The organism is Pseudomonadota bacterium (genome assembly GCA_039028155.1).
GTDB lineage: Bacteria > Pseudomonadota > Alphaproteobacteria > SP197 > SP197 > JANQGO01.
In genome coordinates, this window is the sequence record JBCCIS010000009.1 from 1 (window position 1) to 20,177 (window position 20,177).

General features: G+C 62.4%; 11 protein-coding genes. 7 read left to right on the top strand and 4 right to left on the bottom strand.

The features are described 5' to 3' along the window. The 3 genes from AAF563_06705 to AAF563_06715 form a co-directional block, all read right to left on the bottom strand. Positions 1-733: BCCT family transporter (locus tag AAF563_06705; protein ID MEM7120946.1), on the bottom strand; the 733-nt coding region annotated here is incomplete at its 3' end. 33 nt (positions 734-766) lie between these two features. Beyond that, positions 767-1,963 carry an extracellular solute-binding protein gene (locus tag AAF563_06710; GenBank protein ID MEM7120947.1) on the bottom strand — a complete coding sequence of 399 codons (1,197 nt, stop codon included), beginning with the start codon at positions 1,961-1,963 and terminating at the stop codon, positions 767-769. Between the two features lie 464 nt (positions 1,964-2,427). Then, positions 2,428-4,029 carry a GMC family oxidoreductase gene (locus AAF563_06715; protein MEM7120948.1) on the bottom strand — a complete coding sequence of 534 codons (1,602 nt, stop codon included), beginning with the start codon at positions 4,027-4,029 and terminating at the stop codon, positions 2,428-2,430. 269 nt (positions 4,030-4,298) lie between these two features. Between AAF563_06715 and AAF563_06720 the strand changes: the two genes are divergently transcribed. The 6 genes from AAF563_06720 (at position 4,299) to AAF563_06745 (ending at position 17,943) form a co-directional block, all read left to right on the top strand. Continuing rightward, entirely contained in the window at positions 4,299-4,931 is a 633-nt protein-coding gene (locus AAF563_06720) for a DUF6655 family protein (GenBank protein MEM7120949.1), read from the top strand. Positions 4,932-5,048: 117 nt separating this feature from the next. Further along, a complete protein-coding gene (locus AAF563_06725) occupies positions 5,049-5,783 on the top strand; it encodes a 4'-phosphopantetheinyl transferase superfamily protein (protein ID MEM7120950.1) in 735 nt (244 codons plus the stop codon). Between the two features lie 348 nt (positions 5,784-6,131). After that, complete coding sequence (locus AAF563_06730; protein ID MEM7120951.1) at positions 6,132-6,458, top strand: antibiotic biosynthesis monooxygenase; 327 nt, start codon at positions 6,132-6,134, stop codon at positions 6,456-6,458. Positions 6,459-6,878: 420 nt separating this feature from the next. Continuing rightward, positions 6,879-10,106 carry an amino acid adenylation domain-containing protein gene (locus tag AAF563_06735; GenBank protein MEM7120952.1) on the top strand — a complete coding sequence of 1,076 codons (3,228 nt, stop codon included), beginning with the start codon at positions 6,879-6,881 and terminating at the stop codon, positions 10,104-10,106. Positions 10,107-10,110: 4 nt separating this feature from the next. Further along, positions 10,111-17,043, top strand: coding sequence for an amino acid adenylation domain-containing protein (locus AAF563_06740; protein ID MEM7120953.1), 6,933 nt, complete (start codon positions 10,111-10,113; stop codon positions 17,041-17,043). Between the two features lie 48 nt (positions 17,044-17,091). Next, positions 17,092-17,943, top strand: a complete 852-nt coding sequence (locus tag AAF563_06745; GenBank protein MEM7120954.1) for a hypothetical protein — start codon at positions 17,092-17,094, stop codon at positions 17,941-17,943. Positions 17,944-17,985: 42 nt separating this feature from the next. On the opposite strand, the gene AAF563_06750 is transcribed toward AAF563_06745, so the two are convergent. Then, the gene (locus tag AAF563_06750; GenBank protein ID MEM7120955.1) at positions 17,986-18,852 is read right to left on the bottom strand and encodes a phytanoyl-CoA dioxygenase family protein; all 867 of its coding nucleotides are present in this window, start codon (positions 18,850-18,852) and stop codon (positions 17,986-17,988) included. 283 nt (positions 18,853-19,135) lie between these two features. Here AAF563_06750 and AAF563_06755 point away from each other — a divergent pair, with 283 nt between their 5' ends. Continuing rightward, complete coding sequence (locus AAF563_06755) at positions 19,136-19,849, top strand: alpha/beta fold hydrolase (protein ID MEM7120956.1); 714 nt, start codon at positions 19,136-19,138, stop codon at positions 19,847-19,849. The last annotated feature ends 328 nt before the right edge of the window (positions 19,850-20,177 follow it).

Sequence of the window (20,177 nt, forward strand, 5' to 3'; positions counted from 1 at the left end):
CGGCAATCGGCGCGACACCCAGACCGAGCGATGTCGCCAGGCCGAAGATCGTGCCGAACACGCCGATCAGGTCGACGACATGGCCCCACGGACCATAGACCCGGTGCTTCAGAACCGGGTAAAGGGCCGCGCGCAGCGAAAGGGGCAAGCCCTTGCGATACGAGAAATAGGCCAGAGACAAGCCGACGAGGACATAGAGCGCCCAGCCGTGCAGACCCCAGTGGAAGTTGGTGATGCGAATGGCAACGCCGGCCGCCTCCACGGTGCCTGGCTCAATGCCTTCGCGGGTCAGAAACGGGTTGCCCTGAACGTGGTACATCGGCTCAGCGACGCCCCAGTAGATCAGGCCCGAACCCAGCCCCGCGCTGAACAGCATGCAGATCCACGAGAACGTGGAAAAGTCCGGTTCATCGTCATCTTTGCCCAGTTTCACCGAACCGAACCGGCTCATAAGCAAGTAGATAATGAACAGAAGGGTCAGCGTCACGACCAACACATAGAACCAGTCGAGCGTGCCGATAATGAAGTCCTTGGCTTCGGCAAAGATTGCGCCGGAATAGTCGACATCCCAGATCGTGAAGACCACAAACGCGATGATCATCACCATCGATGCGACCGCCATGACGGCGTTCGATCCGGCAAAGAAACCGGACTTCGCGACCAGGCCTTCCGGCGGCAGATGGACATCCTCGTCCATCGGCGCTTGCGGCGGTGCGCCAGTTCCATCACTCATTGATTTTACTCCCCCTAGAAATCCCCGTGTTGATCATCGCACCGTTCCCGAAGCGCCTTCCCTGACGGATCCCGCGATCCACGCGTCAAAGGCTTCTTCCAGGACCTGCTCGTGCTCGGCCCACCACTCGGCGTCCGACATGATCGAGACCTTTTCCTCATAGGCAGGCCCGTTGGGCAACTGCGCCAGCGTCTCCTCCGACAACAGGCCCAGCGAAGACTTACGCGTCGGTCCGTTGGGCAGATAGCTCACCATGTCAGCCAGCGACTGTGAGCTGCTGGCGAAGCGAATGAAATCGATGGCCTCTTCCTTGAAGCGACTACCCTTGGGGATGCCGAACAGATCGAGCTCGATCACACGACCGTCCCACTCGACGGTGAACTTGGCGCCTTCTTCACGCGAGGCGGTGGCACCCGTCGTTGCCCAGACCGATGACATGACGACCTCGCCAGCGTTCAACATACGCACCGGCTCCAAACCGTCCTCCCAAAGCATGAGACCGGGTTTGATTGCGTCCATCTTGGCGAGCGCGCGTTCGATGCCTTCCTGCGTCGCCAGGACGCTATAGACATCCGCTTCGGCAACGCCATCGGCTATCAGCGCCCACTCCATGACCACCGTCGGATCGTTGCGGATCGCACGGGGGCCGGGATAGGTGTCGACGTCAAAGAAATCCTGAACCGAGCTTGGTGGATTATCGGCGAAGGCTTCGTTGTTGAAGGCGTACACCGTCGCCCAGATGATGACGCCGATGCCGCAGCGGTTCAGCGCACCTTCGACGAAGTCATCGCGGAAGTTTGTGCCGTCGACGCCATCGGGAAGATCGACATCGGAGAGGTCCTCCAACAAACCTTCTTCGCATGCGCGCAGTGAATCCGCCTGGGTCAGGTCGACAACATCCCAGATGACATTGGCGGATTCGACCTGATCGCGAATCTCCTCGAGATCGCCGGCATAGTGCTCGACGTTTATCCGCCCACCGATCATCTCCTCATAGGGCCGGACGAAGCCCAGCATCTGGCTGCGCATGTAAGGGCCGGTCCACGTCGTGAACGTGATCTCGTTTCGTGGATTGGACGGCGACACAGCCGCTTGCTGGAGTTCCGTGGAGAACTCGGCATCAGGATTCTCGTCGTCCTGTGCGAGCGCACCGGTGTAGATCAGTACCGAGCCCAGGAAAACGGCTGCGGCAATCCTGCCACACGCGTTTCTTAGTCGGTTTGTTTGCATCTTGTGCTCCCCTGTCACTTCCCATGCGGCGAAGCCTAGCCAACACCCGCCAAACGGATGCAGAAACACCGAGCCTACGCTCTCTCGACAACGCGAATCCGCCGAATCAGCGGAATTGAAAGCGTTCTATGGCGATGTTTCGGTGCCCGCGCCCTTGGTGAGCGTTCGTTTGGCCGCCTTCCCCACACTCTGCACGTACAACAATGCACCCCCTCGAACTTCTTTGAAACACCCGGATTCCGTTCAAGAAAACGACATGCTGTCCGTGCCAAGTTGACCGAGATTCCCGCTGCGTTGCCGCGAAACGCCAGGGAAACTGCGCCTTAGCGGCGGCGGCCACTGTCTGGCAGGGCACCAGACACCGCACGATTTGTGATCGTCATTGGATGCGTTGATGGGCGGCGCCCAGCGCGGATCAGGGTTGGGCGGACGCGCGTGGCGATTCACACAAATCAGGACCTGATCTAGTCGAACAAGGTCGCCAATCGCTGCTTGACGGCATCGGCGATGTAGAGCGCCAAGGCCTGAATAGTGCGTGTCGGGTTAACGCCGGCGGAGGTCACGAAAATGCTGCCGTCGATGATGAAGAGGTTCTTCACGTCGTGACACCGGCCCCATGCGTTCACGACCGATGTCGCGGGGTCCGTGCCCATGCGCGCGGTTCCCATCAGATGCCAACCGGCATAAGCGATCGGTGATTCGCAGATGATGTCCTTGGCGCCGGCTGCGCGTAGCGCCTCGGTGGCGCGCGCAATGGCGTAGTTCAGCATCTTCGTGCTGTTGTCACTGAGCGTGTAAGAGATCTTGGGCGCTGGGATACCGTTCGAGTCCTTGAGCTCCGGATCAAGCGTGACGGTGTTGTGTTCTTCGGGCAGATCCTCGCAGATGGCGAAAATCGGCACCAGGCGTTTCCAGAGTTCCCTATACGCGCGGTGATGATCCCAGCCCCATGGGATCTGTCCGGCGTTCATGCCGGTGAGTGCGGTGCTGATCGGCGTAACGCCGCGGCAGCATTCGAACGTGAACCCGCGGACAAAGCCCCGATCCCTGTCGGTTTCATAGAACTCCTGACTCAGAAGACAATTGTGCGGACCTTTGTAACCGTCGAACGGATCGTCGAAGACGCCCTGGATCAGGGCATAGGGATGAAACATGAAGTTCTTGCCGACCAGACCGCTGCTGTTGGCAAGGCCATTGGGGAACTGCGCCGACGTGGAGTTCAACAGGATACGCGGCGTGCCGACACCGTTGCAGGCCATCACCACGACTTCGGCCTTTTGTTCGTGCTCGACGCCGTCGGCGTCGTAGTAGATGACGCCAGTCGCCATGCCCTCGTCGTTTACCGTCACCTCGCGCACACGAGCGCGGGTTCTGACCTCGACCTTGCCGCGTATGGCTTCTGGCCAGTAGGTGATGTCGGTGCTTGCCTTGGCGCCCTGGGCGCAGCCACTGCCGCAGGCACCTAGGTTCACGCACTTGTCGCGTCCGTTGTAGGGCTGGCTGGCAACGGCGCTATCGGATGGCCACCAATGCCAGTCCATGGCGTTAAACCCCCGCGCCAGCGCCTCGCCTGATTTGCCCAGCGGCAAGGGCGGCATGACCGGATGCTTGTCGGGGTTGGCGGGGTCGCCGGCCAAGCCGGAGACGCCCGTCATACGCTCATCGACCTGATAGAACGGCTCAAGCGTCGCGTAGTCGATCGGCCAGTCGTCGGCCACGCCATCAAGCGAATTGACCCGGAAGTCAGAGGGGTGAAAGCGCGGGAAATGGCCGGAATAGAGGATCGTTCCGCCGCCGACACCGTTGAAGTTGGCGACGGCGATGGGCGACTCCTCAACATTAATCGGATAGTCCGTCTCGCGCTTTCGTACATTGGGATCGATGCTGAAATCGCCGTTGGCGCGGGCTTCCCAGTCACGGCCGGTGCTGGGATAGGTGCTGGAGTTCATCCAGTCGCCCTGCTCCAGGCAGACAATGTGCATGCGCGTTTCGACGAGGCTCCAGGCGAATGCCGCGGCCGACGCGCCGGCGCCAACGATCAACACATCAACCGTCTCGTCTGTCATCGGTTCTCCTGCCTCGCCCCTTGGGTCCGTCTCGCCCATTCGACAGGACCCGCGCACAGTCTAACCAACCGCCATCTAATCGCCATCCTGCAACACTAGCCTCCAGACAAGCTGCATCTCAGGGAACCAGGTTCCATCACGTCGGTTTGTAATGCCGGCGGTTGGTCCGCCGTTCTGCGTGGGGTGATGGCGTGTGTGTCCGAAGCGAGTGGCTCAAGGCTGGCGATCAGGTTTGTGGTCTCAGGAAACCACGCCCAACGCTATCGGTCTTGGCCCGGGCCCTTCTTGCCGTCCTCGTTGTTTCCTGTTCGGAACTGCGCGAGAGCGAGCCGGGCCGCACGGCGACCGAGCAGCTTATGTTCTCCACCGCCATCGAGCGCGTGTTCGATAATCTGGCGATCCAGATCCCGCCGGACACCAAGGTCTTTGTCGATGCCCGCTATGTGCAAGGCACCGACAGCCTCTACCTGGTGGCAACCTTGCGCGACCGGATCCTGCGGCAGGGCGGTTACCTCGTCACGACCCGTAGCGAGGCGGACCTGGTGTTCGAGCCGCGCGTCGGCGCGCTCTCCATCGATCGGCGGACAACGCTGGTCGGCATTCCCAGCTTCCCGATCCCGATCCCGCTGACCGGTGAGTTTCAGTTTCCCGAACTCGCGCTGTTCAAAGAAGACCGGCAGCAGGGCGTCGTGAAACTGGCGCTGACCAGCTATGACGCGAAAACTGGCGAACTCGACAGTTCGCTTGCGCCCGCTTACGGGTTTTCACAGAGCACCGACTGGGTCCTGTTGTTGCTGGTCGACTGGCATGACAACGATCTGATGCCGTCGCCTCAGAACGACGAGTGGGTCGGAGAGAGCTCCTTCGAAGAAACAATCACCGACTTCGATGTCGATCCTTAGGCCACGCGCCGGCGATGCCCGGATTATCGGCATCGATGGGTACTGCCGCTTGATCCCAACGCGCATGGACCGCAAGGTCTTCCCAGGTAGCAGCCGGAATGGAATCCAGGGCGCGGCATGGCACAACCCGATACCCTAACTGCGGGCGACGTCCACGTGTGGCTGGCTGAGCCGGAGGCCTTTCTGGTCTCGCTGGAGAGCGTCGACCAGGCGCTTGCTCTGCTGGATGCCGATGAGCAGCGGCGCTACCACGCCTTCCGGTTCGACCGCGACCGCCGCGTCTTTCTGGCCGCTCATCTGCTGTTGCGGACCAGACTGTCGCTCTACGCGCCGGTTGCGCCGGGGGCATGGACATTTGAGAAGAACGCCTTTGGACGGCCCGAGGTCGCGGGCGGCCTGCTGGAAGCCGACGGGCTGCGCTTCAATCTTTCCCATACAAATGGTCTGGTCGCCTGCGCCATCACGCGGTCGGCGGATGTCGGTATCGATGTCGAGTCCTTATCACGCCCGACGCCCGGTCTCGACATCGCCGAACGTTTCTTCTCACCCGACGAGTTCGCCATGCTCCAGAAAGCGCCGGCAGACGAGCAGCACCAGCTGTTCTTTGCCATTTGGACCCTCAAGGAGGCCTATATTAAGGCCCGCGGCATGGGCCTCTCCCTGCCCCTGGACCAATTCGCCTTCGATATCGATGGTCTCGCGGTTCGCGGCGTCCGCTTCCGCGACGAAATCAAGGACAATCCGAAAAACTGGCGGTTTGGCGTTCAAAGCGCCGGTCATCAGCACCTTCTGGCATTCGCGGTGCGGCGTGAAGACGGCGGCAACATTCAGCCGGTGATCCACCAAGCCTGATCGCGGGTGGACGCCAAGGTGGATTTGAGGACGACGCCTACGTCCCGCCGGCACACCAATTTGCATTGCCGGAATCAACTTTGAGTAGAAGGAACGCATCGTTGGATCGGCGCGTGCGAGACGCCAGAAGTCTTGCGCATGGCGCTGATTACAGTGACCGCTGCCACAGCTGCTCTATGGCATAGAAGACCCTACAAGGCGTGCAGCCATTTTCATCGGTAATGGCTAAGTAGTGATCGTAGTCACACCCGCGTTAACCAAAGCCGGTTGACGCTGCATCCATTGGTGGACTACTACGTTCGGGTTATAAGTTCCCAGTTAACGCAGCAATAGAGGGGATATTTCTCCATGGCCGGTATGTTTATGACGATCTCGCGTTGCCATGTTAAGGCGGGTAGCGAGGCAGAAGCCCGGGCTCTTCTTGAAAAAGAAATGCTTCCCGGTGACGGCAAGAGTCCTGGCGACGTTGTCGACGGTTTGGTTGGATTTGGCCTGATGAAGGCCAAGGCTGACGAATCTATGTATGGCGTCGTCACCGTCTGGCGCAGCGAAGCCGATTTCGACAAGATGTCCAGCAACCCGGCCGCCTCGGATGCCGGCGGATTGGTCGCGAAGCTCCAGAAGCTGTGCGACGGCGACGTCAAGGGCGAAGGCTTCTACATTGAAAGCCTCTGATCTCTGACAAGAGATCTTCAACGTCATTCGGTTGTCCGCCGCATCGCCACGCGGCGGGCTTAGAATGTGGGGGTCGGGGCCGCCCTTAGGTGGCCCCGGTTTACCTGGCAATACCAAAGAGCGGGCGCGCTCTTGCCGTTTTCGCTACTCAGGACAGTATGCCTTCCAGGCTTGAACGGCGCCGTCGCTAACACGCCGTTGTAACCGGACATACGGTCTTTGCGTATGGTGACCGAAGTGTCATGAGTGCGCCTCTCGACATCGGTCCTTGTATGTCCGAGATCGCAATGCGCCACACGTCCAGACATAAGCCTTGCACTGGTGACATCGGCTCGCTTCTCGCCCGTTGGGGCGGTCGGGCGATGGTGCGTCATCGTCTCGCGACACGCGCATTAGCCATTCCAGAATCGGTCGTCTGTCATGCCTGATCAGCAGCCATCTGCGTCGGGCACGGCGGCAAAGGGACCCATCGAGGATGTCTACCCGCTGACCGACATGCAGCACGGCATCCTGGTCAGATGCGTCAGCTATCCCGACCAGCCCGTCTACATGGGCCAGTGGTGGGCCGAAATCCAAGGTGCGCTTGACGAACAGGCCTTTGCCGATGCCTGGAACGTTGTTGTCGAACGCCACACCGCGCTTCGATCGGCGTTTCACTGGGAGTTGAAGGATCAACCCTTCCAGGTCGTGCATCGCCAAGCACCCCTTTCCGTCGAGATGCTTGACTGGTCCGCAAGCGCGGACTGGCGTCACGATCTTCAGGTTTTCCTGAAGGCCGATAGGGAAAAGATCTTTGATCTGAAACGGCCGCCGCTCATGCGGGTCAGGCTTGTGCGGCTCGCCGACGACCGGCATGTGATCATCTGGACACGCCATCACCTGGTAGTCGATGGCTGGTCGTTGGGGGTGATCCTCGACGAGGTCTTCACGGCCTATCGCGCCCTGAAGGATTCGCAGTCGCCGGTGCTTGGCGGCGCTCTGCCCTTTCGGTCTTATGTCGACTGGGACAAGGGCCGCGACAGTGCGTCGGCTTTGGCGCACTGGAGAGACGTTCTCGCCGGTTTCGACCAGTCCGCCTTGGCGGCAGGTGAGCTCGCCACGGCGGCGGATCTCGCCGAGTTGGTCGAAACGGTCGATGAGCAGACAACAACGCGGCTCCTGGAACGCGCGCGTGACGCGCGCCTGACGCCGAACACGCTGGTCCAAGGCGCCTGGGCGCTCGTCCTGTCGCGCTTGGTCGGCCGCGATGACGTGCTGTTCGGCTCGGTGGAGACTCAACGGCCCGCCCATCTGCTCGATGATGGTGCCGCGACGCTGGTCGGACCGCAGATCGCCGTCTTGCCGGTCCGCGCCAAACTCGACAACACGCCGCTTGGCGACTGGCTCGCCGAGCTACAGGCGGCCATGGTCGCCGGGCGCGATGCTGGCGGAGTCGGCCTCGACGCTATTCGCGAGATCATTGACCAGCCCCGCGACGCCCTGCCGTTCGAGAGTCTGGTCGGTTTCCAGAACTACCCGCTGGATGAGTCTAAGCCGCTTAAGGAAGCCGGTCTTTCGGTCATCGACAGCGCCGACATCTCATTGCCGGACATGCCGCTCAACCTGATGGTCGAGACCGGCGATAGCATGACACTGCGCCTGATCGTCGATCGCCGCCGCCACACGGAAGACCAGGCAGGCAACACCTTGGCGATGCTGGCAACGGCCTTGCACGCCGTCGCCGACGGAACCGCTGGCCCCGTCAACGAGATCGACGTTCTGCCGGAAGACATGACGCGGCGTCTCCTGGACGTTTATGCCGGCAACGTCGACCTGGATGTTCCCGAACCCGTCGTGCCGGATTTGATCCTGCGGCACGCCCAGTCAACGCCGTCGGCGGTCGCGCTGCGTTATGGCCAGCAGGCGATCACCTATCAGCAGCTTGCCGGCACGGCATGCGGCATCGCCGAGCAGATTGGTCGGGCCGAAGAGGCGGCCAACAGGCGCATCGGTGTCATGATGGACCGCTCGCCCACCGGCATCGCGGCGCTCGTCGGCGTTATGCTGGCTGGCGCGGCCTACGTGCCCCTGGACCCCGAAGGCTCGAGCGGCCGGCGCGACCGCATCCTGAGCGCCGCCGGCATCGACACGGTGGTGACGTCGTCGGACTACGCCGACCAGTTCCCGCATTGCCGTGTCGTCCTCGTCGATGGCATGGCGAATGACGTAAAAAACGACATCGCACCCACGCTGCCGTCGTCGGACGATGAGGCCTATGTCATCTTCACGTCCGGTTCGACCGGAGAGCCCAAGGGCGTCATCGTCGGGCAAGACAATCTTCGCTATCACGTGGCGGCGCGCGCGGCGGCCTATCCCGACCAGCCGGTTGACACCTTTCTTCTGACCTTTCCCATCCATTTCGACGGGTCGGTGACGGTCATCTTTTCGACCTTGGCGACGGGCGGAACACTGGTCCTGCCCGAGCCGGTCGAGGCGACGGACCCCGAGCGCCTGGCGGCCCTCATCAAGTCTGCCGGCGTCACCCACACCGATATGATCCCGTCCATGTGGAGCCTGGTTCTGGAAGCGGCCGAACCAGTTGATCTGGCATCCATTCGCCTGGCCCTGGTTGCGGCCGAACCCTGTCCAAGAGACCTGGTCGCCGCCCACGACGCCAAACTGCCCGGCGTGCCGCTCTATAACGAGTACGGTCCAACCGAGACGACCGTGTGGGCGACGCTGCACCGTTGCGAACCCTCCGAACACGAGACGACAGTCCCGATCGGGCGGCCGATCCCCGGAACGCGCGTCTATCTGCTGGATTCGCTCGGCAGGCTATCTCCGCCCAGCAGCATCGGAGAACTGACGGTGGCGGGCCCAGCGGTCGCGCGCGGCTATATTGGCGCTGACGAAGCGACGGCCGCCAAGTTCACGCCCAACTCCTTTGCAAGCGACCCCGTCTACGCGTCGGCGTACCGCACCGGCGATCTCGCCGCCTTTGACCCCGACGGCCAACTGGCGTTTCACGGCCGCGCCGATCATCAGGTCAAGGTCAACGGACACCGCATCGAACTAGGCGAGATCGAGGCCTGCCTGGCCAGCCATCCCGACATCAAGGAAGCCGTCGTCGTCGTCCGCCAAGACGGTGATCGCCCGGCCCATCTGGTCGCCCATATCGCCGGCGCCGATCTGCCGGAAGCCGACGATCTCCGCCAGTACACCGGGGGCCATCTGCCTGCCTACATGGTGCCCAACGTCATGGTGCGCCACGATCGGTTGCCGCGCACGGTCGCCGGCAAGGTCGACAGGACGCAGCTTCCCGCCCCCATTGATGAGACCCCGGCGGCACCGCCCGAGGGTGAGCGCGAGCGCGCGCTGGCAACAATCTGGCAGGACGCGCTTGGCCGCCCAGAGATCAGCCGCCATGATGACTTCTTCGCATTGGGCGGCACGTCACTAATCGCCATGCAGGTGGTTTCACGCATCAGACGCGACCTGAAAGTAAACGCCGATTTGCTCGACCTGTTTGAAGAACCTGAAATTGCGTTGCTGGCTGCACGGCTCGAGGCGCGCGAACCGGCGGATGCCGGTTCCGGCGCCAAGCTGACCCAGCGGCGTCGAACACACGTAGACCTGTCGACCGTGGCGGGTCCGGGAGCGAGCGCCTAGCACAATGAACAGCGGCTATTTGGCCAGTGTGTCGTTTGGACAGCGCCAGATCAGGTTCCTTGAGCTGCTGCGTCCAGGCCAATCGACCTTCGCCATGCCGCTCATCGTCGACATCACGGGCCCGGCCGACCCGGCTGCGCTGTGTGATGCCTTGCAGGCGGTGGTCGATCGTCACGACATTCTGCGCGCGTCCTTCCCGCTCATCGACGGTTCGCCGGTGCAGGCTGTACGCGACGCCATGCCGCTTGAGATTGAGTCAACGGATGTCGATGAAGCGGGTTCGGAGGCTTGGCGCGCCGGTCTGTTGAAGGCGGCCGACGAGCTGGCGGCGCTCCCCTTCGACCTGACGGCCGGACCGCTGATCCGAGCGCGGCTGTTGCGGGGGGCTAACAAGCACCATGGCGTCGTTGTTGTCCTGCACCACATCCTTGCCGATGGCGCCTCACTCGACATTCTGGCGCGCGACTTCGTTGCTGCCTACGACGCGGCGACTTCGGGTAGGGCGCCGGACCGCGCTGAACTGCCACTGCAGTTCACGGACTTTGCCGATTGGGAACAGGAGAGCTTCGGTGAGGCCAACACCCCTGAACTCGACGCCGCCGTGGACTATTGGCGGACACAACTTCGCAACGCGCCCTCGGTGCTTGACCTGCCATTTGATCGCAAGCGCCGCACCGATGGGGAAACCGCCAGCGCGCATCACAGCCTGACCGTCAGAGGTCCCATCGCCGAGCGGCTCAACGCTATCGCGCGGCAATCAGGCGCGACACCACTGATGGTCTATCTTGCCGTCTGGATCGCCGTGTTGCGCCGCTGGAGCGGCCTTGACGACCTGGTTGTCACCATCCCGATCTCGAAGCGGACACGGCCAGAACTGGCCGACCTGATCGGTCTCCTCGTCGATACCCTGCCGATCCGCACGACTGTCGACGGCGAGACGACATTCCGCGATCTCCTGGGCCAGGTGCGCCAGGCCATGCTTGAAGCCATGGAACATCGCGAGTTGCCGTTCGAGCGCATTGTTCAGGCGATCGGCATCGAACGGCGCAGCGACATCATTCCGCTGATGCAGGTCCTGTTCGGCGCCCATCAGGATCAGGACGCGCTGCCCGAAACCGCCGATGGCTGCCACTTCGACCTCTTGAGCGACAGCGTTGAACAGGCGGCGAAGACTGACCTTTCGATGGTCTACCGACCCGGTCCCGACTCGCTTGATCTGTGGTGTCGGTATGACGCGATGCTATTTGACGCATCGACGGTTGAGGCCCTGCTGACTTGGTACGGCAAGGTCGCGAAGGCCGTCGCCGATCAGCCGGACACTCTGATCGATGCCATTCCTCTGTTGGATGAGGCAGAGGGCAGAGACCTCGCCGAGCGGTTCAATGCGACGCAGCGCACCTATGCGCGCGACACGTCCGCGATCGATGTGTTCTACGAGATCGCGAAGGCATCGCCTTCTGCTACCGCTATCGAAGAGGACGGCACACCGCTTCGCTACGGTGAGCTTGAACCTCGTGTGCGCAGGCTCGCTTCCGTGCTGGCTGCTGAAGGTGTTGGCAAGGGCGACGCCGTCATTCTCGCCATGACGCTCTCGGCGACGTGTATTGAGATGATGCTCGCGGTCTTGACCCTCGGTGCCGTATTCGCGCCGATCGATCCGAACTACCCGAAGGCGCGCCGCGACGAGCTCGCAGGCAGTATCGATGCGCACTTCGCCATCGCACACGATCATGACCTTGAGCTTGCGGTGGAAACCGTGTTGCTGGCCGGCGACCTGCAGTCACGCGCTGCGACGATGGAGCCGCATCCCGGCACATCGGTCGATGCCGCCGATGCCGCCTATGTCATGTTCACTTCCGGCTCGACCGGCGTGCCGAAGGGTGTCGCTGTGCCGCACAGGGCTGTCGTCAGGCTGGTCGACAACACCGATTTCTGCAAATTCGGGCCCCATACCCGGTGCGTGGCCTATTCCAATCCCGCCTTCGACGCATCAACGCTGGAGGTTTGGGCGCCGCTGTTGAACGGCGGCACCGTCGTGCCCGTCGACCGCACGGTCATGATGGACGCCCGATCGTTGCGCGCGTTCCTGTCGGCCAACGACATCAATCTGGTCTGGATGACCGCCGGCCTGTTTCAGCAGATCGTCTCGGTTGATGCCACGGTGTTTGCCGGCGACCGCACGCTGATCGCCGGTGGCGATGTGGTCAACCCGGCCTCGGCGCGTGCCGTTCTCGCCGCCGGCGAGGGCACCGGGTTCCGGCTGCTGAACGGGTACGGCCCGACCGAAAACACGGTGTTCAGCACGGTCTACGACATCGGTGACCTCGACGAGGCGGCGACGACGATTCCGATCGGCAGACCGATTGCCAACAGCACGGCCTATGTGCTCGATCCGAACGGCCAGCCGGCGCCGGTCGGTGTCGTCGGTGAAATCTTCGTCGGCGGTGACGGTGTTGCGCTCGGTTATATCGGCGATCCCGACCGCACGGCCTCGAGTTTCCCGATCGATCCCTTCTCCGCGCAACCGGGCGCGCGCATGTACCGCACCGGTGATCTCGGCCGCTGGCGCGATGACGGCGTCATCCAGTTCGTCGGCCGTGCCGACAACCAGGTCAAGGTACGCGGCTTCCGTATCGAACTAAACGAGATCTCGGCCGCTCTATCGCGCCACCCGGACGTTGCCGCGGTCACCGTTACCGCGCCACGGCAGGGATCCGGAACGCGGCAACTGGTTGCTTACGTGGTGGCCAAAGAAGGCGCGACGCTGGATCACGGCGCCCTGCGCACCTATCTGCAGTCGCAGTTGCCGCCGCACATGCTGCCGCATGCCTATGTCGCAATGGACGAACTGCCGCTTACCATCAACGGCAAGGTCGACACCAAGGCGCTTCCGCCGGTCGAGGAGCAGCACTATGACCGGGCCGACAGCGTCGTCGCGCCACGCAACAGCGACGAACGCCAGCTTTGTGATATCTGGAAGGAGCTGCTGAGTCAGACCGAGATCGGCATTCACGACAACTTCTTCCGCGTTGGCGGCGACTCGATCCTGGCCATACGCATGGTCGCCCGCGCCTTCGATGCGGGCCTGTCGATCAATCTGAAGGATGTCTTCGAGCATCAGACGATCGAAGGCCTGGCGACGGTCGCGGTCTCGCAACGACAGCAACACGCCTTGGGATCCGGCGACCAGTTTTTTGCGATGGAACTGTTGCCACAGGCAGGCGACGAAACCGTGCCCTTCGCTCTTGCCAGCGTGGTCATGGATCACGCGATCGGCTCTGTCGAACTGGGCTTTGCCATCCAACGCCTGGCGGAGCGTCATGACGCGCTGCGCCTCAGGGTTATCGCCGACGGCGTCACCCGGCGGCTGACGGTCGATGAGTTCCTGCCCGTGGTGCCGGTCCGCACGGTCGACGTGCCTGGACTGGACGACGATCAGATCGAAGCCTGGATCGACACGAAGCGCGATCGGCTCGGCCGCGGTCTGGATCTCACGACCGGTGTCACGATTGCCGCCACATTGGTGGACCGGCCCCCCCACCTAGGGCCGGTCCTCGTCATCGCCCTGCACCGCGCCGTCGCCGATGAACGCTCGCTCGCGCTACTGATCACAGAGCTGGAACTGGAAGTCGGCGCCGGCCTCGATACCAGCCAGGCGCTTGTGTCCGGCCCGACATTCAAGGAGTGGCTCAACTGGCTTCGCGATTACGCGTCCAGCAAAACGGTACGCGACTGCGCCTCGGCCATGGAATCGCAGCCGAACCATGCGGGCCCGCCGGTCTTTGTGGACGACCGCGGCCTGGCTGACGTGCGGGCCGAAGTGTGGCTGGAGCCGGCGTTGACGCGTGCGCTGACCGTTGAGATGCCGCCACGGCTGGGCGTCGCACCCATCGATCCCATCCTGGCCGCCATGCGTGGTGTCGTCGCGCCCGTGCAGGCCGGCGATGATCTGGTGATTGAGACGCTGGACGGTCTTCGGGCACTGCCGGATAGCGCCCCCGCCACCGACGGTGTCATCGGCAACATGGACTCGGTTTTGCCGGTTCGATTGGGACCTCCAACACACAACCAGGCAGAGCGCCTGAGAGCGGCGAAGGCGGCGCGCCAGGCTGTCGAGGCGATCGGTCCGGTCTGTCGGGTCGTGCAGACAACCTTCGATCTTCCCGCCGCGCAGGTCGGCGTTGTCTTGCGCTCACCAACGCACCCGGATGGACCATTGCGACCGCATCAAGTGCCCGGGTTCTCGAACGCCGTACGCTCTGCGCTGATCGCCGACCTGGTCGACGGGCGGATGCGCTTGCAGTGGATCGGCGCCCAAGCAACGGCCGATGCGGCGATGGTCCTGCGGCACATGGCCAACGACCTCGCGACCTTCGCGGCTTGGGCCAAAGAGCAGCGCGCCCCGCTGCGGACACCCCTGGACTTCCCCTTGGCCGGCCTGACCGACGAAACGCTGGGGCGTGTTTCCGGCGGCGATCCCAATGTCGAGGATATCTATCCGTTGTCGCCGATGCAGGAAGCGATGCTGGTGCATTCGCTGTCGGCGACCGGATCTGAGGTCAACTTCGAACAAAGCTGCACGCGTTTCACCGGCCCCCTCGACGTCGCGGCCTTCCAGCGCGCCTGGACCTATGTCTTCGACCGCCACCCTGTCTTGCGTACGACGTTCCGGTGGCGCGGCCTGGAACGTCCGCTGCAAATCGTTCACCAGCATATGCCAGCCCCATTGGTTATCGAAACGTGGTCCGCGTTCGACGAGGCAAGACTGGACGACGCCTTGACCGACGATCGTGCCTCGGGTTTCGACCTGGAAACCGGCCCTCTCGTGCGCATGACCTTGATCAAGACATCATCCGATGAGGCCTATCTGATCGCGAGCTTCCATCACCTGCTGGTCGATGGCTGGTGCCTTTCCCGACTGGACTGGGAAGTGCGCGCCGCCTACGAAGCCTTTCATCGTGGCACGCGGCCGATGCTGGAACCCGTCGCGCCCTATCGCGACTACATCGCCTGGCTGGCCGACGTCGATCGCGCTGCGATGCGACGTTACTTCTCGGCGAGCCTGACCAATCCGCCGGACCAGCTGCCGATACGCCCTGTCGAACCGCGCCGAGGTTTCGCGACCTCGCGTCTTGTGCTTGACCGGCCAACAAGCGGCGCGCTCAACGGCCTGGCACGCCGGCGCGGCGCCACGATTGGCGCGTTGGCGCATCTGGCCTGGGGTCTGTGGTCAGCGGCCAGTCGCGGCACGGACGACACGGTCTTTTGCACAACGGTCTCCGGGCGCCCGCCGAACATTCCGGGTGTCGAGCAGATGGTCGGGCTATTCATCAACAACCTGCCGCTCAGGCTTCAGTTTGATGACCGCACACCCGTCAGCGATCTGGCCGCCGGCGTGCAGACGCAACTCGGCGAATTGCAGAGCCATGCCTATATCTCGCCGCTTGATGTGCTGGACGCGGCCGACGCGACGGATCGGGCGGCCGGTCTGTTCGACACGCTGGTCGTGGTCGAGAACGTGCCGTCGGGCACCAGTGCGTGGGCCGGCTCGGCCGACCTGACCGTCGAGTCCGTTCACGGCACCCTCAAGACCGCCTATGGCCTGACCTTTGTTGTCATTCCAGGCGAAGAGATCGTGCTCTCCCTGGTATTGCCGGATGCCGACGGCGGCGCCGGCGCGGAGGGCGAGGCGATCCTTCAGGAGATCAGCGCAATTTTGACCGCCTTGCCGTCAGCGATCGACGGGATCGTCGCCGACCTCCCCTTGCCGACCGCGCGGGCTCTGGCGCGCCCGTCGGCGCCACGGCCGGGCGGGATGTCTGGCTCGCTGACGCAGAGACCGCGCAGCACATTAGAGGCGATCGTCGCCGATACGGTCGCTTCCATGGTCGATGGTGATATCGCGCTGGATGATGACTTCGCGAGCCTTGGCCTTACCTCGCTCAGCATCGCCAATCTGGCGGCGCGTCTTGCCGCGCAGCTGGGTCGCCCGGTGCCCGTGACACTGATGCTGGAACACCGCAGCGTAGCGGCCTTGGCGGCAGCGCTGGGTGAAGCTCAGGACTGGGACGCGGTCGTGGCGATGTCTGGCGGCGCCGGCGAACCGTTCGTCTGCGTCCATCCCATTGCCGGCGACGTCAGTGCGTTCCTGGATCTGGCGCGCGCGATGCCGGACGACCTTCCATTCTGGGCGCTTCAGGCGCCGGGACTGGAACCAGGACAGGCTCCCATCGACAGTGTCGAGGGGCTGGCGGCGGCCAATCTGACGGCGCTTTCAAAACGCGGTCTTACAGCGCCACGGTGGTTGGGCGGCTATTCGTTCGGCGGGATCGTGGCTTTCGAGATGGCGCGCCAGATGGCAGCGGACGACATGGCGACCGAACGGCTCGTCATCATCGATACACCGGCGCCGCTCGGGCACGTTTCGGTGCTCAGCAGCGACCCGGATACCGCGCATGCCGAATGGTTGCTGCGCATGGCCGATGTCCGCGCGCGTTATCACAAGGCCGCACCCCCCTTCGACCTCAACGACCTCCAGCAACGCGACCAGACCGAACGCATCGCGTTCGCGGCGCAGCGCTTGCACGACAGCGGCATGCTGCCATTAGACGCGGACGCCGCTTGGCTGGGCCGAGCCCACCACACCGGCATGACGCTCTACAACGCGTTCCTTAACTACGCACCCGATCCCGCCGCGGCACGCGACCTGCCGATGGGGCTGATTCGCGCGTCAAGCCAGGAGTCGGGCGACCTTGATGAAGTCGAACAACGCTGGCGTAACGACCCGACGATGGGATGGTCCCAATTCATCGATGGGACAATCGATATCGTGACGGTCGAGGGTGATCACGTCTCGATCCTCGCCGGCGCACAAGCGGCTTCGGTGGCCGAAGCGATCAGGTCGATCCTGCTTCGCGTTCCCGTCGCCGCACAGTGACAGCCAAGCAACCGCCCTTTATCACGCAATCATCACGTAGGACCCAGCATGAGCAAAGCCATCGTAACCTTCGCCGTCGGCAAAGCCACGACCGACATGTTCAACGATTACGTCCATGAATCATGGAAACGGTACGCGTTCCGCCACGGCTATGAGCTTATCGTCCTGGATCAGCCCGTGCGCCCGGACGCCCTGACCGAAGAACGGCCGATCGTCTTTCAACGGCTCGTGTTGTTCGAACATCCAGAGGTCGGGCGTTTCGACGACGTCGTCTATGTCGATGCCGACATCATCATCAATTACCGCGACGCCCCGTGCATCGTGTCGCAACATGGCGGAGGCGGCATCGGCATGACCGCCACAGACTTTGACCGGGGTTACGTCGATCCGGTCGAACACACGGCATTTGCCGGGCGGATGGCGCAAGCTGGACAAGCGGAACCGGGTGAGAACAGTGAAAAGGCCCTAAAACAACTTGTCCTTCAGAACTTGCAAACAATCGATCCAGCCTGGCAAAGAGCGGTCTTCATGAATGCCGGCGTTCTGGTCCTGAACCAACAGCGGCACGCCGACTTTCTTGTCGACGTCTTCGATCGCTACAACGACGATGTGATCTATCCCGGCGCTGAACAGACGATTCTGACCTATGAGCTCCTGCGGTCTGGCAACCACACGCAACTTCAGGACGCCTACAATCGGTACTGGGTTCAGGTTAGGGCCGGCCACTATCCGTTTCTCTTGACCGGCGATGCATCACCCGACCTGCGTCGCCAGTGCGTGACGGCCGCCTTGTGCAACAGCTACTTCCTGCATTTCGCCGGCCCGGCCGACGTCAAAGACGATATGCCGCTGGTCGACCTGCAAGCGCTTGAAACACCACGAGGTGTTTTTAACATTTGAGCTGGTTCGAACGTTCTGCTGGGACGTCCGGGTCGCGGCAGGCTACGGCCGCACCTCCGGGAACATCTCGCCGGTGATCGGTTTACCGACGTCGAGTTCGACGTCAAAGCCAGCTTCGATCAGTTGCTTGATGACGGGCTCGCCGTGGGGCGCCAAGACCGCGGTTTCATCGACCCAGCGGGTGACCATGCGCCTGGTGTCATAGTCAAGCGTGTTGCCGGGGGCGCCGTGCAGCGCGCGGGCGTGGAACACGATGCAGTCTCCCGGTTCCATGTCCCAGGCGAGAATATCATAGGCGTCGCGATCGGCCTCGATATCCGGCACCGGGGAAAAGACGTCACCGTCAGCCCGCAAGCCCATCTTGCCGTGATAGGCGACATAAAACTGTTCGGCCGCAGCGACGTTGTCGTCGGTTTGCTGCTCGAAGAAACTCTTGGGCATCAGAAGCTGATCCCACTTGTGTGAACCGCGCACGAACTCAAGGGTTGCCTCCCGCGGTATCGGGTCGAGCGCGACCCACACCGAACAAAACGGTCCCAACACGACGTTATCGTGATGCCACGGCGTGCGTTCAGACGTACCCGGGCTCTTGAAGAACCAGGTGTCCTGCAAAAGACGGACCCGATCGGTTTTCAGACATTGCGCGGCGATCGAAGCGGCGGGCGAGTGAAGCGCGAAATCCTCGAACTCCTCAACATAGCGTCGCGCCCACATGTCGGACAGAAAGTCTCCGCTATCGCCGCTGGACATGCGCTGAAACAAGGCGCTCGGTTGTTCAATGTTCTTGCGGATCCCCTCAGCCGCCACATCCACCCACTTTTCCGAGAACGCTTTGCGAAGGCAGATTGCGCCGTTGGCGTCGAGCTCGTCGATGATTGCACTGTCGAGCACGGTGGATTCACGATCCATGTCGAACCTCTGGGTTGAATGTTGGCGTCTCAGTCGCGAAACAGCTCGACACAGCCCCTGACTTGAGAACGACCCTACTCTATCATCGACCGAGGGCGCGGCTCTACCGAGGATCGCAAGCATTGAAGTCGATCACGCAGCGCAAGATTTTGGCTGCGATTGTGTCACAAGCCCCGACATCGACGCCGGCCAAGGGACGAACACTGTGACCGAGAACCACTCCCCACGCCGCGACACATGGTTGCGGGTTCTGCGATCGCCGACTTCGTCAGCGGCGACAATCGTGTGTTTCCCCCATGCTGGCGGTGGTGTTCTGTCCGCCGCAAAGCTCGCGCGATCACTGCCTGACCGTCTTGGTCTGCTGACTGTCACACTGCCCGGCAGGGAGCCTGGCGACACCGCCGCCGCGCCACGCCGTGCCACGGAGGCGGGCAGCCAACTGGCCGGCGACCTGGTTGAGTGCATCAAGTCCGGCGACGTCTCGGAGCATCTCGTGTTGCTTGGCAACAGCTATGGTTCGCTCCTCGCCTTTGAGACGACACGGTCGCTTCAATCCACGCCCGAACTGATTTTCGACTCAAAAGCGTTGCGGCTGATCGTCTCTGGATTTCGCTCGCCGTCGTTGCCGCCAAGTGAAGCCCCACTCTTTCGCCTGCCAACGCAGGACCTTTATACCGAGCTTGCCGAACGGTTCGGTGTTGCGGTGGCTGATCTTGAAGCGGCCGGCCTCTACGGACTTGAGGACGCGCTGCGCGCGGATCTTGAGGCATGTGACACCTACCGTATGGGCGATGGACCGAAACTCGAAAACCGAATTGACGTCTTGCGCATGACGCAAGACCCGTCGGTGTCGCTCGCGGAACTTCGCAGCTGGCAAGACGTGACGACCGGTTCGGTTGTCATGACCGAGATTGCGGCCGGTCACTTCCCGTGGGTGTCACAACCCGATGCTGTGGCCGCGGCCGTCATTGCGTTAACGGCCGATTTTGAAGCCTAAGAGTGGGCCCGCGCGACGCCCCATCGCGCGTTAATCGATTGTGGTTTCTAGTGCGCGACCTGACCTCTTCTGGCGGCTTTTGCGGCACCCCGACCGATTGCGTGTCATATCGGCATCACAGCAACACAAGTTTAAGAGGAAATGGTCAGATCTATTTGATTCTGCTTCATTTTCACTGTGAAAAGACCCATTTTTCTGTTGCACAAATAGGCAATGAACCATAGCCTTGCTTGGGTCGGCGCAATGATGTGAAAGCCCTTAGGCAACCTGTGTCTTGAAGGTGGTTTCACGGTTGCTTGCAGACCGGATCAAACGACGGCCTCAAGCA